The 15358-nt window shown below is 39.2% G+C and carries 13 protein-coding genes; 5 read left to right on the top strand and 8 right to left on the bottom strand.

What is annotated here, in order from left to right; genetic code table 11:
* Positions 1-246 precede the first annotated feature (246 nt).
* Entirely contained in the window at positions 247-1434 is a 1188-nt protein-coding gene (locus tag V6R21_RS04135) for a replication initiation protein (RefSeq protein WP_334241150.1), read from the top strand.
* 43 nt (positions 1435-1477) lie between these two features.
* On the opposite strand, the gene V6R21_RS04130 is transcribed toward V6R21_RS04135, so the two are convergent.
* Positions 1478-2614 carry a hypothetical protein gene (locus V6R21_RS04130; RefSeq protein WP_334241148.1) on the bottom strand — a complete coding sequence of 379 codons (1137 nt, stop codon included), beginning with the start codon at positions 2612-2614 and terminating at the stop codon, positions 1478-1480.
* Between the two features lie 164 nt (positions 2615-2778).
* Between V6R21_RS04130 and V6R21_RS04125 the strand changes: the two genes are divergently transcribed.
* Positions 2779-3192, top strand: coding sequence for a hypothetical protein (locus V6R21_RS04125; protein ID WP_334241146.1), 414 nt, complete (start codon positions 2779-2781; stop codon positions 3190-3192).
* 175 nt (positions 3193-3367) lie between these two features.
* Positions 3368-4783: a leucine-rich repeat domain-containing protein gene (locus tag V6R21_RS04120; RefSeq protein ID WP_334241144.1), complete on the top strand. Its 1416-nt coding sequence runs from the start codon at positions 3368-3370 to the stop codon at positions 4781-4783.
* Between the two features lie 224 nt (positions 4784-5007).
* Here V6R21_RS04120 and V6R21_RS04115 read toward each other — a convergent pair whose 3' ends face one another.
* Positions 5008-5448, bottom strand: a complete 441-nt coding sequence (locus V6R21_RS04115; protein WP_334241142.1) for a carboxymuconolactone decarboxylase family protein — start codon at positions 5446-5448, stop codon at positions 5008-5010.
* A 62-nt stretch (positions 5449-5510) separates the two neighbouring features.
* Positions 5511-6086: a Crp/Fnr family transcriptional regulator gene (locus tag V6R21_RS04110; RefSeq protein WP_334241140.1), complete on the bottom strand. Its 576-nt coding sequence runs from the start codon at positions 6084-6086 to the stop codon at positions 5511-5513.
* A gap of 335 nt (positions 6087-6421) precedes the next feature.
* On the opposite strand from V6R21_RS04110, the gene V6R21_RS04105 reads away from it, so the two are divergent.
* Complete coding sequence (locus V6R21_RS04105; protein ID WP_334241138.1) at positions 6422-8968, top strand: carbohydrate-binding protein; 2547 nt, start codon at positions 6422-6424, stop codon at positions 8966-8968.
* A gap of 49 nt (positions 8969-9017) precedes the next feature.
* Here V6R21_RS04105 and V6R21_RS04100 read toward each other — a convergent pair whose 3' ends face one another.
* Entirely contained in the window at positions 9018-9251 is a 234-nt protein-coding gene (locus tag V6R21_RS04100; RefSeq protein ID WP_334241135.1) for a VF530 family protein, read from the bottom strand.
* Positions 9252-9420: 169 nt separating this feature from the next.
* On the opposite strand from V6R21_RS04100, the gene V6R21_RS04095 reads away from it, so the two are divergent.
* Positions 9421-10329: a helix-turn-helix domain-containing protein gene (locus V6R21_RS04095; RefSeq protein WP_334241134.1), complete on the top strand. Its 909-nt coding sequence runs from the start codon at positions 9421-9423 to the stop codon at positions 10327-10329.
* A 77-nt stretch (positions 10330-10406) separates the two neighbouring features.
* On the opposite strand, the gene V6R21_RS04090 is transcribed toward V6R21_RS04095, so the two are convergent.
* The 4 genes from V6R21_RS04090 to V6R21_RS04075 form a co-directional block, all read right to left on the bottom strand.
* Positions 10407-10613 (bottom strand): YgaP family membrane protein, encoded by a 207-nt coding sequence (locus V6R21_RS04090; protein ID WP_334241132.1) that lies wholly within the window; start codon positions 10611-10613, stop codon positions 10407-10409.
* A gap of 190 nt (positions 10614-10803) precedes the next feature.
* Positions 10804-12099 (bottom strand): MgtC/SapB family protein, encoded by a 1296-nt coding sequence (locus tag V6R21_RS04085; RefSeq protein ID WP_334241128.1) that lies wholly within the window; start codon positions 12097-12099, stop codon positions 10804-10806.
* A gap of 15 nt (positions 12100-12114) precedes the next feature.
* Positions 12115-13326: a succinylglutamate desuccinylase/aspartoacylase family protein gene (locus tag V6R21_RS04080; RefSeq protein WP_334241124.1), complete on the bottom strand. Its 1212-nt coding sequence runs from the start codon at positions 13324-13326 to the stop codon at positions 12115-12117.
* Positions 13310-15187 carry a CBS domain-containing protein gene (locus tag V6R21_RS04075; protein ID WP_334241121.1) on the bottom strand — a complete coding sequence of 626 codons (1878 nt, stop codon included), beginning with the start codon at positions 15185-15187 and terminating at the stop codon, positions 13310-13312. Before V6R21_RS04075 ends, V6R21_RS04080 begins: the two co-directional genes overlap by 17 nt.
* Positions 15188-15358: the final 171 nt, after the last annotated feature.

The raw sequence follows: 15358 nt of genomic DNA, 5'->3' as shown, positions 1-15358 counted from the left end.
TCAATAACATAATTATGATCGTAACACTACATAAAAATGATTGCTCAATAACATGAAAATGATTGCTTTAATACATAAAAAAGAGTGTACTCACATAAAAATGATCGTTTTTTTACCGTTATTGAGGACCCTAAGCATAAAAATGATTGTCAATCCCTGATATGAATATGGATTTCCCCATCCATAAAACCTTTTTTAGAATAGAGCAATCATTTTTATGCGTTCTGAAAACAAGAGTTGCTACAGATGAAATATAATATAGTTAAAAAGGAACGCAGGAGAAGACGTATCAGTAAATCCAATGCATTGATCAATGCTAAAGACAAAGTGACGTTATCAGCATTGGAACAGAAAATGGTACTTTTTGCCATAACAGAATTGGATGGTTCCCAACCTGCACTACCCTTGTCAGTAAGTTTTCAAGACTTTTTTGGCAAAAAGCGTTTGACAAGTAACCATTATAGAGATATAAGAAAAGCCTGTAAATCTTTGGCATCCGCAGCAATTGCTTTTGAGGAAGAGGATGAGGCAGGAAATTTTCTAAAGGGTGAATATGTCCCACTTTTTTCACGAATCAGGGCTGAGGCAGAGGAAGGTACTTTTACTTTTGAGTTCAACCAAGTAATTGTACCACACATAACGAGTCTTAAACGATCATTTACATCCTATCATTATATCGATGTAGAACATATGAAATCAGGCTTCTCAATACGTATCTATGAGTTGCTGATGCAAGGTGTAGATAAGTACAAGAGTCGTGAATTTTCAGTTGAAGAATTAAAAAGCCTGTTAGGTATTATCAATTCCAGCACTTATGATCGATTTAGCAACTTTAGGAAAGTAGTATTGGATAGAGCTTGTACAGAGATTAGTGAGAAGTCCGGTATCGATGTTACTTGGGAGGTGTCCAGAAAGAAGGGAAAGAAAGTGACCCATATTACTTTCTTTATGAACAGGAAGGAAGCTATCTCAAATACACAAGAATTAAAAGAATCAAGCCCTATAGCAGTTGATGAGAACCTCAAAAAGCAAATTGAGGGTATGAGAGCCCTAAACTTGTCAGATGAGCAAATAATGGCTGCAATTGGCTTAGATGCTATTCCTGACTTTGCCTCTAAACCAAAAGCAAATAATATACCTGTATCAAAGTCAGGTTCAGTTCAAGGTTCACTCTTCAATAATAGCGATGAAACAGCTTTAAAGGGCAATAGAAGCTTGTTAGAGAAGAGAAGAAGGCTGATCCAGATATTAGTGGAATATGGCCTTACACAACAGCAATCACGAACAGTAATGCAAAAAGTTGGGGTAAGTAAAGAAAGTGGAATTTGGCTTTTACTGAATGAATTTAAGATGGGAGTGAAAGATGGTAAGATCACTTCTCCTGCCAGTTACTTGATAAAACTGTTGAACAGTAAATATCAGGTTGGACTTTGATTATAACTCCCCTGCTGAATCCATATCAGCAGGGGAATTTTTTTTATCCATACTGTTCTATCACTTGTTTGACCTGCAATACATTTGCCCTGAACTCATGCATCAGGAATCTGTAATCACGTATTCCAGATTTAACTGCATCTGCCAATCCACTGAAATCAGTAGCTGACTTATCCTGAATATCCCTGTTCTTTACTGTTGTGTCAGGCATGGAAAAACCAATCTTGTCCTTTCTTTTTTCTTGTTTTTTTACTGTTGAAACAGCAGGAGTAGCCACATCAGGTGTAATTCTCCAATTGTCCAGTAGCTGCTTGGCAACTGTTTCCTGAACAGGAAAACCATTCTTTAAGGTAGAAGTCTTGTTGACTAACATCTCTTCCTGAAGTACTCTATAATCGAAAAAGACAACAAACCAACCAGCCAATACGATCATGATATCTAGTACTACAGCCATTATACCTATTACCCATCCTTGGTAATGACTATCAGCTTGCTGAAGCTGTTGTTCATTTTTATGTTTTTCAATCAGCTGCTGTTTTTCCTGATGCAGTTGCTGTTGTAGCTTACTGATACGATTATCATAGTCAGCATAGTTTTTAGCTACTGTGTGATTTAGGGCATATTTCCCTTTTCCCAGGTATACTGTATTATTTTTGTAAAACTGCTTTTTCTCTGATTTCAGTAGCTGAACCTCTATCTGTAGCTGTTTTGACAGGGAATCTAGCTGCTGTTGCTGTGTCATCATTAGCTGCTCATTAGCTGTATCAGAAAGGTGGTATAACTTTCTGGCTCCTTCCATGCTCATTAATACACTGCCTGCTGATAGGAGCAATGCCAGTAAAAACAGTAGCTGACTTGTTTTGATATTGGCATAGTGCTGTTCAAAGCTGAGTTTTACTAACTGAGATTTGGCAGCTTCCCAACCTGTCAGTAAAAGAAGTGCTGCTGGAATAGCAACCCAGTAGGGGAGGGAAGTAGATAGTGCTGAAACAAGAAAAACAGTAGCTGTAGCTACTGAAACAGCAGGCAAACTCCATTTGGCAGCGATAGCTATATTACGTAATGAAGCAAAACGCAATGCAAAAGGTTTCCATCCAAATCTTTCTTGTGCTCTGCTTACATGTGCTTCATATCTTGATCGCTCAAAGGATTTCTCCAGTGGATTTAGTATTTTTGTCATAAGCTTATTGATATTTATGGTTTCAATGAGTTAAAAACTGCCTGTGGCCCCCCAGCCTTTACAGGCAGTTTTTGTATAAAATTGAACTATTGCCTAATTTGGAGGCTAATATATAAAATTAATATATAAATAATATATCAACTAATACATAAATTTATCCTCTGATGGCAGATAAAAAGTACCTGAAGGTTTCTGATATAGTAAAACTTACAGGCAAGAGTGAGACTACTATTCGTAAGTTTATCAAGGAGTTAGCTGCTGAAAAAGTAGGTGAGGATATAATGATTGCACAACCATATAGAGGCAATAATCTTCAATATTTTGTAGCCGAAAATTATGTATTAAAATACTTCGGTTTATCAGATACTTCATCTACCAAACAATCTATCAGTGGTGTGGATCAAAATGAGTTACTTCAACAGCTAAAAGATGAAGTGAGTTTTTTGAGGAAACAACTGGAGATGGAAAAGCAAGTAAACCTTGAACGTGAAAAGGAATACAGACAAATGTTGGGTTACCTGACCAAAGTATTGGGAGATAAGGTTTCAGATGATCTTAAAACCAAAAAGCTAAAATAACACAAAGTGTCACGATGGCACTTTGATACATCAAACACCCCTTGTAATCAATTGATGAATTATAAGGGGTGTTTTGTTTATAAATGACTCTTATTTTTTACAACTGACTTCAATTACGTTCTGCTTCACTTTATTGCATGACAAAGGATTTAACATAAACCAATTTTAAAACAACATGGAGACTATTTTTTCGAAACTAGAACAACAATTACAGGAAGTATTTCCAGAGTTAGCAAATACCCTGAATCCACCAGCAACTGAAGCTCAGTTAATGGAAGTTGAAAAGGTAACTGGATTACAATTACCTGAAGATTTAAAATCACTTTACCGTATGCACAATGGGGAATCTGGTTATACAGGGCTATTTTTTGGATTGCCATTTCTTAGTTTAGAAAAAGCCTTACAAGAATGGAATTTATGGGTGACGATTGCTGGAGATGATAGTTTTGCCTCAATTGATAGTACCATCATTTCAGTACCTACTGGTCATATAAAAGAACAGTATGCGAACAAAAAATATTTTCCAATTAGTGAGGATGGTGGAGGTAACAATATTGTAGTAGATCTGGATCCTGATACAAAAGGGCAAAAAGGGCAAATCATTAACTCAGGAAGGGATGAAACTACTCGTTATGTGATTGCACCAAATATTACAGCTTTTATCCAGTTTATTAGTGCTCAAATTGACAATCAAAATTATGTTATAGAAAAAGAAGAAACGTATAACGCTTGGTATTTGAAACAACCTGCCAACTCTCATTTTTTGGATGCACTTTCAAATCTAGACCTTCCATATGGAGTTTCAGCTATTGACAATGATCTGTCTCTAAAAAGAGATGATTTTAATTTTGAGGAGCTATCATCTGAATGGAAAGACATTGTTACTTCATCTTGTAAAGGAAAGGTAAGCAGTGATGCAGTCAGTAAAATCAAAATCTTAAGCCTTCTAAAACATAAAATTGAGGATATATCTCCTTTAAAATACTTTACAGGAATAAGAGAGTTGATCCTATCTGGTAATCCTATCTCTGATATTTCCCCTTTAACAGAGCTGTCTGATCTGAAAATCTTGTATCTGGCTAAAACCAATGTTCAGGATATTACTGAACTGGCTAAGTTGGAAAACTTGGTGCAGTTAAGTCTTTATGGACTTTCATTAAAGGACTTTTCAGCATTATCAGAGATGAAAAAGTTGAAAGTGTTGGGTGCTGAATCATCAGGGTTAACCACTTTGGGTGATATAGCCAAAATCAAAAACTTGACTGATTTGAACATCAGTAATAATCAGTTGGAATCTTTTGAAGAATTGACTGCTTTAAAAAAACTGGTGAGGCTAGATATTTCCAACACCAATGTAAACGATATCTCATTTATAAGTCAGTTGACAAAACTTAAGGACTTGTCTATTTACAGAACTGAGATCAAGGATTTTTCTCCATTAGCAGAGTTACCTTCATTGGAACAAATAACCTGTACCATTGAGGAGTTTATGGTCATCAAGGAATTGTTACCTAGAAAAGTTAGATTTGGAATCAGTGGAGAAATGACAGAAGCACAAAAAGAAGTATGGTTGCGATATGGTGCTAACTGAGGTTATTCTACTTCTCTATAAGGTATAGGTTAGCAATGAGGGAATACAGCTTTATGGAGTCTGTATTTCTTTGTTAGTTGTATTGGCTGATTTGCTTTTATGCCATAAAGCCCATCCGGTTGCAAAAGCTCCTGTTAATTCCCAAATGGCAACTTTCAGAAAAGTTGTTTGAGAAACTAAAAGAATGAACCTTGCTCTTGCAAGGTTCAGAGGTGAAACAATAATTATCTAGGTACTTCCAAATTAGTACTGATAGCTATCCTATTCCATGCATTAATGGTCACAATGGCGATGATCAGTTGTGCAAGGTAAGACTCACCAAAAATCTCCTCTGCTTTGTGGTAGGTTTCATCTGAAACACCATGCTGGTGAATCAGGGTTACTTCTTCAGTCAGAGCAAGGAGTACTTTTTCCTCCTCAGTAAACAGGTCTGTTTCCTTCCATGCATTCAGTAGAAAAATCCGTTGTGCAGTTTCCCCATACTTAAGTGCATCTTTTGTATGCATATCGATACAAAAGGCACAACCATTTATCTGGGAAGCTCTGATTTTTAGAAGTTCCTTGTGTGAGGTTTTCAGCTCAGAACTATTCAAGAAGTTCTCAAGCTCAAGTATGACTTTGTACGCAGCAGGTTGACTCTCATGAATTTTGACTCTCTTTTCCATATGCTTTTGAGTTTTGTTTCAGCAAACTTACCTGCTTGAGTCATCAAAATTCTTAAACTGGTTTAAGAAATACTTTTCTTTCTGATTTCACTTAAATATTCAGGTGTGAGACCCAAGAATGAGGCAAGTAGGTATTGAGGAACACGTTGTACAAACTCAGGAAAATGTTTATTGAAATGAAGGTAAAGCTCTTCTTTGGAGAAATCATACATAAACTTCATCCGCATTTGTGAGGCAGCATAAGCACGCTGATAGATATGTCTGAAGTATTTTTCCAGTTTTGGAAACTCTTTTAGGAGTTTTTCTTGTGCTTGAAAGTGGATGGATAAAACAGTTGTCCGTTCTACTGCCTGTAAGGTAAATTCACTTTCCTTTTGAAAAGTATAAGCTAGGTAATCTGTAATCCACCAGTTCTCGATTGCAAACTGGGTGGTCTGTTCAATCCCTTTTTCATTGACAAAAAACATCCTGATACAACCAATTTCCACAAAATAATTGGAGTGACATACCTGCCCAATTTGTTGCAGGTTTTGTTTTTTCTTAAGCTTTACTGTCTCAAAATACTCCAAAATAGAGGGGAATTCTTCATCAGTAATTTCTACAACTTTGTTTAAGTGGTGTTTCAGTTGTTCAGACATATTAGCAAGTATTGGATTTGGTGGTTTTCTTTTGTAAATGTAAGCATGATTGGATGGAATGTTTAGTTTCAAACATTCTTTTCATATGATCCAACTGAACTGTAATAGTTGTCACAGTTCTTTACTTTTCTGCATTTATTTAGCCTAACCTTGTATGGATGATACTCTAATTAAACTATTGATTATTAATTGATTAATTTTATTAAGTGTATAAGTGACGAAATATGATTTTGTAAGGTGTAACTAAAGTGTAGTCGTTATTTTTGTATTGGGTTATTCACAGAATAATTTGAATCAACTTCAATAATTATTCTTTAGTAACCTTTAACGACACAATGAAACGCATTTACTTGAAAATGAAATGTGTATTGATCATAGTGCTGGCTTTACTATGCATCAATACAGTAAACAACTATGCCCAGACAGTTTCTGTTTGGTTGACAAAAGCCGACCAAAGTGCAAAATTGCAACAGCAAGGGGCAATCTCATTTACTGCCAATTCAGGTTCCAGTGCCAATACGATTACATTGGATGAGCAGACCACCTACCAAACCATTGAAGGATTTGGTTTTGCCTTGACACAAGGAAGCGCACAGGCACTGAGCACGCTCAACAGTTCAACCCGTTCGGCATTGCTCAATGAACTTTTTAACCCTACCTCTGGTAATGCAATATCCATTGTCCGCATCAGTATTGGAGCATCTGATCTCAGTAACTCTGTGTACACCTACAATGAGAACTCAGGGGATGTTAACATGAATAACTTCAGCCTAGCTGGACCCGATCAGGATTACCTGATTCCCATTTTGCAGCAGATTTTGTCGATTAATCCTTCCATAAAAGTACTGGCAACCCCATGGACGGCACCAACCTGGATGAAAACCAATGGAACATGGATAGGAGGGAGCCTCAATTCGGCTTACTATGGTGCTTATGCCAACTATTTTGTAAAGTATTTGGATGCCATGGCAGCTCTGGGAATCAATGTTTGGGCTATCACGCCACAGAACGAACCTGAAAACCCCTACAATGAGCCAAGTATGCTGATGAACTCCACAGAACAAAAATCCTTTATCAATGGTCATCTGGGACCTGCCATTGCCGCTTCTGGACATGGCACCAAGATTATTGCATTTGACCATAACTGTGACAATACTGCTTACCCAATTGATGTACTAAATGGCAGTTCTTATGTGGATGGTGCAGCTTTCCACTTGTATGCCGGAAATATCTCTGCCATGTCTACTGTAAGAAACCAGACGGGCAAGAATGTGTATTTCACGGAGCAGTTTACCAGTTCAAACGGGAGTTTTGGTGGTGATTTGGGTTGGCATATGAACAATGTGGTCATCGGTTCTTTGAGAAATTGGTCAAAGTCGGTCATAGAATGGAACCTTGCTAACAATTCCAGTTTGGGACCGAAAACGCCAGGAGGCTGTTCTGAGTGTCTTGGAGCGATTACTGTAAACGGCAGCAGCTCCTTTACCCGAAACGTCTCTTACTATATCATAAGTCAGGTATCCAAGTTTGTACAGCCGGGAGCAGTGAGGTTTGCAACCAATACCCCAAGTACCTTGGCAAACGTAGCAATGAAAAACCCTGATGGCTCAAAGGTTTTACTGGTACACAATACAGGAGGAGGGGCTATCACCTTTAAAGTAGTTTCAGGATCAGATGCATTCAGCTATACACTGGATGGTGGTGCAGTGGTGACCTTTAAGTGGTCAGGTCAGAGCGGAGGAGGTACTACTACTATCAATGCATATTCGACAATTGAGGCTGAAAACTACTCATCTGAAAGTGGTACACAACTGGAAAGTTGCAGCGATACAGGTGGAGGTCAGGATGTAGGCTGGATAGATGCTGGTGACTATTTGAATTACAATCAGGTTGATTTTGGTAGTGGAGCTGCGAGTGTGGAGGTAAGAATGGCTTCAGATGCCAGTTATACAGGCTCGATTGAGTTCCGTTTGGGAAGTACCACAGGGACGCTGATTGGTACACTTTCCACTAACAATACGGGTGGCTGGCAAAGTTGGGAGACTCGGAGTGTCAATGTTTCAGGAGCAAGTGGGGTACAAAACCTTTATTTGGTATTTAATGGAGGTAGTGGAATAGCCAATCTTAACTGGTTCAAATTCAATGCTACACCTACATCAAGCGGTATTATTTCAGGAGCGACTTATAGGTTAGTGAACAGGTTAAGTGGTAAATCATTGGACGTGCAGGACGTTTCTACTGCCAATGGGGCAAGGATTCAGCAATGGGATTGGAGCAGTGGTCAGAACCAGCAGTGGATTGTAACAAGCGTAGGAGGGGGATATTATAGCTTATCTGCCTTGCATAGTGGTAAAGCGTTGGATGTAGTGGATGTTTCACAAGCCAATGGTGCTGAGATACAGCAGTGGGACTGGAGCAGTGGGGATAATCAGAAGTGGCAGTTTGTGGATGCAGGCAGTGGTTATTTCAGGCTTCGTGTATTGCACAGTAATAAGGTATTGGATATTGAGAATAATTCAACTGCCAATGGGGCAAAAGTGGTTCAATGGACTGAAAGCACTTCGGATCAAGGGCAGCAGTGGACATTGGAATTGATCAATGCCAATGGGAATGCCCGATTGGCAGGAAACCTACAGAAAAGTGTTGCAGAGGTAAGTGTTTTCCCTAATCCAAGCAGTTTTGAAATGGAAATCCGTTTTGAAGCGGAAAACATAAAAACGATTGAGGTTTATACAATTGATGGACGCCTTATGTTGAGTAAACAATTCAAGGCAAATGAGCGGATACTTTTGAATAAGGCTTTGCTGGGTCATGGAATGTTTATCGCACGTTGTCTGGATGGTAATAGATTGGTGGATAGTGTTCCAATTCTTTTCAGATAACTCAGTAAAAAAGCCTCCCGACTTTGGGAGGCTTTTTTCATATAATTTATCAGTTGTTATCTCTGTTGATAAACGTCTCAATATAAAGGTCTTCCACCTGTTTTTTTGCCCAAGGAGTCCTTCGTAAAAACTTGAGACTTGATTTGATACTTGGATTGCTGGTGAAGCAATTGATCTTAATCAAATACCCCAGTCTGCTCCATTCGTAGTGTTTTACCAGTTCTTCCAGTATATCTGCCAGCTTCTTTCCATGAAGCGGATTGTTCTTTTGCTCTTCCATCATCAAGATGTTCCATTTAAATATAATGCTGCAATATAGCGGAATTATGTATAATGAGCGGGAGAGAGGCTTAACCTCACTTCTGTAAAAAGTGTTAGACTTATAGGGAAATGTGTTACGATATTACTTCGAGGTTAGTGACATTTGCATAAAGTGGAATAAATATACGGTTATGGCAGAAGACATTATCAGAATAAAATCCATCAGTGAGCTGCATCAGGTACTTGATCACGATAAACCCAAGCATCCCTTGATTAGTGTGATCAATGCCTCAGAAATAAGTTTAAAAAAAGAGATGGAGGGTAAAAAGGCATCGGCTGATCTTTATTATGTGGGTTTGAAGAGCAGTGAATGTGGCATGATGTACGGAAGACACCATTACGATTTTGAGGAAGGGATCTTAGTCTTTACTGCTCCGAATCAGGTTGTGGCAGCTACTTCAGAGATGGATATAAATACAAGTGAGGGTTGGATGCTTTTCTTCCATCCGGACCTGATCCGACCATTTCCGTTGGGAGAAAATATTGAGCACTTTACCTTCTTCTCCTATGATACACATGAAGCATTGCACCTTTCAGATGATGAAAAACATACGTTGAATGATTGTGTCAGCAGGATAAAAAAGGAATATGAGGAGCGGATTGATAACCATAGCCAAAAGGTTATAGTATCAAGTTTGGAACTGCTGCTACATTACTGCTCTCGTTTTTATGAAAGGCAGTTCAATACCAGAATGGCTCAAAACAAGGATATAGTGGCAAAAATGGAACAAGTGTTAAAGGATTATTTCAGTACAGGACAGCTGACAGAATACGGTCCGCCATCTATTCAGTATTGTGCTGAGAAAATACACCTTTCTGCTAACTACCTGAGTGACTTGCTGAAGAAGGAAACCGGAAGAAGTGCCAAGGATCATATCAATGACTTTCTGATAGAAAAAGCAAAGAACAAACTTCTCAGTACGCAGGATTCCATAGGTGAGATTGCCTATATGCTGGGTTTTAATTACCCACATTATTTTAGTCGTTTATTTAAGGCAAAAACAGGTCTTACCCCACAACAGTATAGGGAAATAAATTAGTTGATTATCCTATAAACAAAAAGCCCAGTATCTGGACTGGGCTAATTGCTTTAATTGAATTGATAAAATAGATAGATTTATCTTGTAACTGAGCATGTTCTGATTCCACAGATCGTATAAAGTGGGCAGAAACTGACAAGGCTTGTCAATACAAATACACTTGCCAATACGATAAGAACGATTCCCAGTGTACCTGTCACGGTTCCAGTGAAATAAAGTACAGCAATGATAGCAGCGATCACAATTCTTATGATTCGGTCTGCAATTCCCATGTTCTTTTTCATGGTGATAGATCGTTACGTTATTGTGTAATAGGATTTATATCTATGCTAGCTGGTTTATCCAACTATAATTTCAAGTCATCCTTTTTACTTTCACTAAAGTAGGTATTTGTGATGCTAAATCTGATGACAGGAGTCACGGGTATTTGGTCATATTGCTTCTTACTGTCTATGTTGAATAGTGAGTTTGGTATCAGCTATTGATAATGACAAACCCCATGATTCCGGCTAAAAACATCAATCCAAACCCCATCAGGATATACTTCCTGAGCAGGTTGCTGCCAAAAGAGAGGGAGATACCTATTTTGACTAACGTATTGCAAAGGGTAGCCAACAGGATCACATTCTGGGCAGTAAGCAGGGGTACAGCGTTACCTGCCAATTTAGAAATAGAAATGGTAATGGCATCGATATCCGTCAAAGAAGCTATTGCACTTGAAATGTATATACCTTTTGTTCCAAACTGACTGTTGGCATAGCTGACCAGCAATAGGATGCCTGTATAGATAAATCCGAAAAAAAAGGCTTCTTTTAGGTTTAAAGGCTCTCCCAAAGGGAAATCCGTTTTCATTTCAGAGGAAGGCTCTTGTTTCTTGTAGAAATAATAGGCAATACCAAAACCTGCAAGAAAAATAAGCAATAAAGGAATTGTCAGTTTTGGCAGTAGAGCCTGCTTAAAGATAATGACCCAAACAAATACCCTAATCGTCATAATGGTGGAAGCAGCCAGTATAGCCACAGCACAATGCCTTGAAAGTCCCTGTATCTTTTTACTTTTTTTGGAAAATACCCATGCGACAACCGTACTGGATACCAGTCCTCCCACTATTCCTGTAAGTAATATCCCTTTGTCACGGCCAAGAAACTTCATAAGCAGGTAGCCGACAAACCCAATTCCTGAAGTTAGAATGATGACCCAACCTATCTCACGGGGATTTATGACTTCAAAAGGTCCCAGTTCTTTATCAGGTAGGAAGGGCAATATCAGTAGGGCAATCACGACAAACTTGATCAGGGCGAAAATCTCTTCCTGTGTGATCTGCCTGATAAAGTTATGGAGAGTGCCTTTAAGAGACAAAAAAACAAGCAATATCACAGTAACGGCTAGACTGATCTCGATAAAGCCAAGAAATGTGGTACATCCGAGCAGAAAGGCAATCAATGTGGCAAATGCAGTAGTTCCCCCAACTTTTCCTTTATTGGAGCCAACCCAGTAGGAAAGAGACACGATGACCACGGTAGCTAGTAAAGCAACTAGTATCATCCAGTTTGTAAAAAAAAAGCTGAGGAGGGTAGATAAATATCCGAAAATGACAACAAAGACGAAGGTTCTTACTCCGGCAAAAATCTCTGTTTTAGCAGGGTTGGAAGCATATTCCCGTTCCAGACCTATAAGAAAACCAATGCCTGTCGATACGATCAGCCGGATAAAAAAATCCATCTGAGTGAGTTGAAATTTTTCGGTATTGACGATTAACGTTTCCTCCATTTGTCTGAAACAGATTTATTTCCTGCTTTTATACCATGGCTCATCCTTATAATCTTCCCTTTTTGAGAAAGCCTCTCTGTTTTTGATCACCATCAACTTTTGGTCAGTTTTTTTGCTTCTATAACCCAGTAAGTGCATTAGGTTTTTATTGAAAAGAAATGCCGTTCGTCGGTCAATGATCAGTGCATTATGATGATTTGAAGCCCATTTTATTCCTGGTAATAATGGAAGCAAGTGATCGAGTTTCCACTTCCTTGCAAGTGTTGAAAGCGATAAAAAAATGGGGTGGATATTTCGAATCAGGAAAAACCCGTCATCTCCTTTTTGCTGATAGAGCGGCATAAAAATACGGGTCTTATGCTTTGCTGTGATAGGATTCCCATTACTTAGAGCCAGCAATTGACTCTTGCCTACCTTTTGGAAGTTTTGAAAACCGGATTGCATGTGAAAGGAATCCTCTTGGCAGACCTTATGGCGGTAATAGATCTCATAGATGCGGTGTGTGAAATCCGTTGTTTTGGCCAGTTGCCTATAATAGGCTTTGTAATCAACGCTGCTTTTGTCAATTGCATTGACATAAACCAACGAAAGATAGATAAAAGCCATATGGTTTTGGATAGAATTTGGGTCATCGTGCTGACCTGCTTCAAAACCGAAGGATACGTAGCCAAGCTCATTGAGATAGCTTAATAATGGTCCATCCAGATACTCTTCTATGCCTAATATCATGGGTAGTGGATACTGCTGCGTAAATTTCCTGTTGAGTAGGCTGTCATTGACAGTCATAAAAGGAGCAGTTTGACTTGAGGTGGTATGAAGGTCAAAGAAGTAGAAGGGAGGAGGTTCCGATTGAAGTATCTGCCGAATGGTTTTGTAAATGCTTACCTGTTGGGACATGTCCTCGTTATCTGTAGAAGCATGATTCATTTCCAACTCTTTAATCCTTTCAGATGTCCACAGGCGGTTCAGGTCCTGCATTTGGAAGCGTTCTCCGTTTTCCAACGCCCAAAGGTTACCACTGATCGCATACAGACTGCCCCGAATACTGATGCTTTTGTTCCGAATTTCCTCCAAAACGTTTTGCAGGGCGATCACCCCAGCAGGTTCATTGCCATGTATGCCACCGATAAAAATAAGGGTAGGTCCGGGGTGATCGCTCTTAAAATGCCCTATAATTCTTTTCAGTCCATGAATTCGATGGGATGTCTGGTTACATATTTTGTCCATTTTCAGGTATTGTTAGGTCATTTCTGGTGATGATACCAACGAGGTAGTCATTTTGGATCACAGGTAAACACCCAATCTCATGCTTTTGCATCAGTTTGATAGCTTCATCAATATCAGTTTTGATATTGACGGAAATCACATTCTTGACCATGATATCCGATACGGTATAGATATCGCTGTCATTCTGCATCAGGAAATGGTTCATCATAGACCAGGTCAGAAGCCCAACAAGTTTACCGGAATTATCTTCTACCGGAACATGATGGATATTGTTCCAGTACATGATATTGGTAGCCAGTTCTGCCAAATCGTTTTCATTGACAGTGAAAAGCTGCGTTGACATAACCTGACCAACCTGTTTTGAATCAACTTGTGGCTTATAATCAGACTCAGGGATTCCCCATTCATGGACGGGTTTGTCAGTAAGCTGATTGTTATAGATGGATTGGGTAAGAGCTAAAAGAGCATCATCCTGCTTCAGCTTTTTCTGTAGCTTCCGATAACTTTTTACCTGCCATATTGCCCCATTCATTCCTTGGGTTCGGGCTTCAATAATACCAAGGTAATGGTCAATGTCTTCCTGACTTACTTTGGCTTCTTTTAAACCTGCGTATGCCATTGGGAGTAATTCTTTTAAGACCAATTCCTTGGCAGGAATCTGACGGTCTTTCCAGATCAATACTGATTCGATACCCGTCCTTGCTGCTTTTACAAAATTGGCTTTGGCATCCCTAAAATCCATCAAGCCTGGTAATTGGTCAGATAGTTTCGGACGGCCAATCATCAAACCAATCCAGAAAGCAAAATTTGCGATCTCATCAGCAATGGTTGGTCCGGCTGGTAAGTACCTGTTTTCGATGCGTATATGGGCTTTTCCGTTGTTTGTACCATAACATGGGCGGTTCCATCTGTAAACTGTACTGTTATACAGGTTTAGTGCCTGTAGCTTTGGAATATTGCTTTTTTCAAGTTCCTCCAGTGAATTGGATTCCACATTTTTTTCAATCAGGATTGGATGTCTGGAAATGTCACTCCTGAATATATCAGCAATGGAACCTGTCGCCCATGCGTCTCCAAATGTGACTCTAGGTTGCTTGTTTTTTAAGGCATAGGAAGAGCTTCTTGTATCTAGGCTTTGCTGGAACAGTGCAATACGGGTTTCACTCCATAGTTCCCGACCGAGTAGGAGTGGGGAGTTGGCACTGACCGCCAGTACAGGTGCAGCGATGGCTTGTGCCCAGTTGTAGCTGTGTATAAAGTCTTCGGGAGAAATTTGCAGGTGAATCTGAAAACTGGTATTGCAGGCCTCAAACAGGACGGAATCATGGGTAATGGAAAGTTCGTTAATACCCATAATGTGAAGATTGAAATCACTCCCTCGCAGTTCCTTGATTACCTTGTTCAAAGCTTCATATCTGGGAGAAGGGGTCATATAGGATAACTCCAGCTCATTGTTGCTGATGGTGGGAAGGATACCTGTAAGGAGTATTTTTGAGTTGTTTTGTGCTGTGGCTTTTCTGGCTTTATCCAGAAACTGGTGCAATAGCTGGGCTGTTTCAGAAAAACAATTGGCTTTTAGTTCGATGGGGTCCAGGTTGATTTCGAGGTTGAATCGGGCAAGTTCGATTGTAAAGTGAGGGTCATCAATGGCGGAGAGTATCTTGTCATAATTTTTGGCTGGTCGCCAGTTCTCATCAATCAGGCAGAATTCCTGTTCAGAACCGATCCTTGTAATTCCCCGTTCAATCAGCCGTCGTTCGAGCATTTTATCCAAGGCACTCAGGTCGTTCAGCAGATTGCGGATAAATTGGGCATGTGCCTCTCTGTTGGTTTTGTTTGAATTTACGCTATGATCTCCCATCTAAGTATCATTTGTGATGATTATTCATATTTAACAATTCGCTTATTACCAGCTACTTAAATATACGGAATTATCAAATGATTCTTTTCATATGTGGAATTCATAAAATCTAAAGAATCTGGTAGTAGGGGAGTAGTCTTCTGTCACAAATCTTGATAGGGGTAGTGAAGT

Source organism: Limibacter armeniacum (genome assembly GCF_036880985.1).
GTDB classification, from domain to species: domain Bacteria; phylum Bacteroidota; class Bacteroidia; order Cytophagales; family Flammeovirgaceae; genus Limibacter; species Limibacter armeniacum.
Note: the sequence above shows the minus strand (reverse complement) of the source record. Positions and strands in the feature narration are given on the sequence as shown.

Bases quoted from the DNA above. Each gene is read 5' to 3' on its own strand.
- V6R21_RS04135 (WP_334241150.1), top strand. From the start codon at position 247: ATGAAATATAATATAGTTAAAAAGGAACGCAGGAGAAGACGTATCAGT.
- V6R21_RS04130 (WP_334241148.1), bottom strand. From the start codon at position 2,614: ATGACAAAAATACTAAATCCACTGGAGAAATCCTTTGAGCGATCAAGA.
- V6R21_RS04125 (WP_334241146.1), top strand. From the start codon at position 2,779: ATGGCAGATAAAAAGTACCTGAAGGTTTCTGATATAGTAAAACTTACA.
- V6R21_RS04120 (WP_334241144.1), top strand. From the start codon at position 3,368: ATGGAGACTATTTTTTCGAAACTAGAACAACAATTACAGGAAGTATTT.
- V6R21_RS04115 (WP_334241142.1), bottom strand. From the start codon at position 5,448: ATGGAAAAGAGAGTCAAAATTCATGAGAGTCAACCTGCTGCGTACAAA.
- V6R21_RS04110 (WP_334241140.1), bottom strand. From the start codon at position 6,086: ATGTCTGAACAACTGAAACACCACTTAAACAAAGTTGTAGAAATTACT.
- V6R21_RS04105 (WP_334241138.1), top strand. From the start codon at position 6,422: ATGAAACGCATTTACTTGAAAATGAAATGTGTATTGATCATAGTGCTG.
- V6R21_RS04100 (WP_334241135.1), bottom strand. From the start codon at position 9,251: ATGATGGAAGAGCAAAAGAACAATCCGCTTCATGGAAAGAAGCTGGCA.
- V6R21_RS04095 (WP_334241134.1), top strand. From the start codon at position 9,421: ATGGCAGAAGACATTATCAGAATAAAATCCATCAGTGAGCTGCATCAG.
- V6R21_RS04090 (WP_334241132.1), bottom strand. From the start codon at position 10,613: ATGAAAAAGAACATGGGAATTGCAGACCGAATCATAAGAATTGTGATC.
- V6R21_RS04085 (WP_334241128.1), bottom strand. From the start codon at position 12,099: ATGGAGGAAACGTTAATCGTCAATACCGAAAAATTTCAACTCACTCAG.
- V6R21_RS04080 (WP_334241124.1), bottom strand. From the start codon at position 13,326: ATGGACAAAATATGTAACCAGACATCCCATCGAATTCATGGACTGAAA.
- V6R21_RS04075 (WP_334241121.1), bottom strand. From the start codon at position 15,187: ATGGGAGATCATAGCGTAAATTCAAACAAAACCAACAGAGAGGCACAT.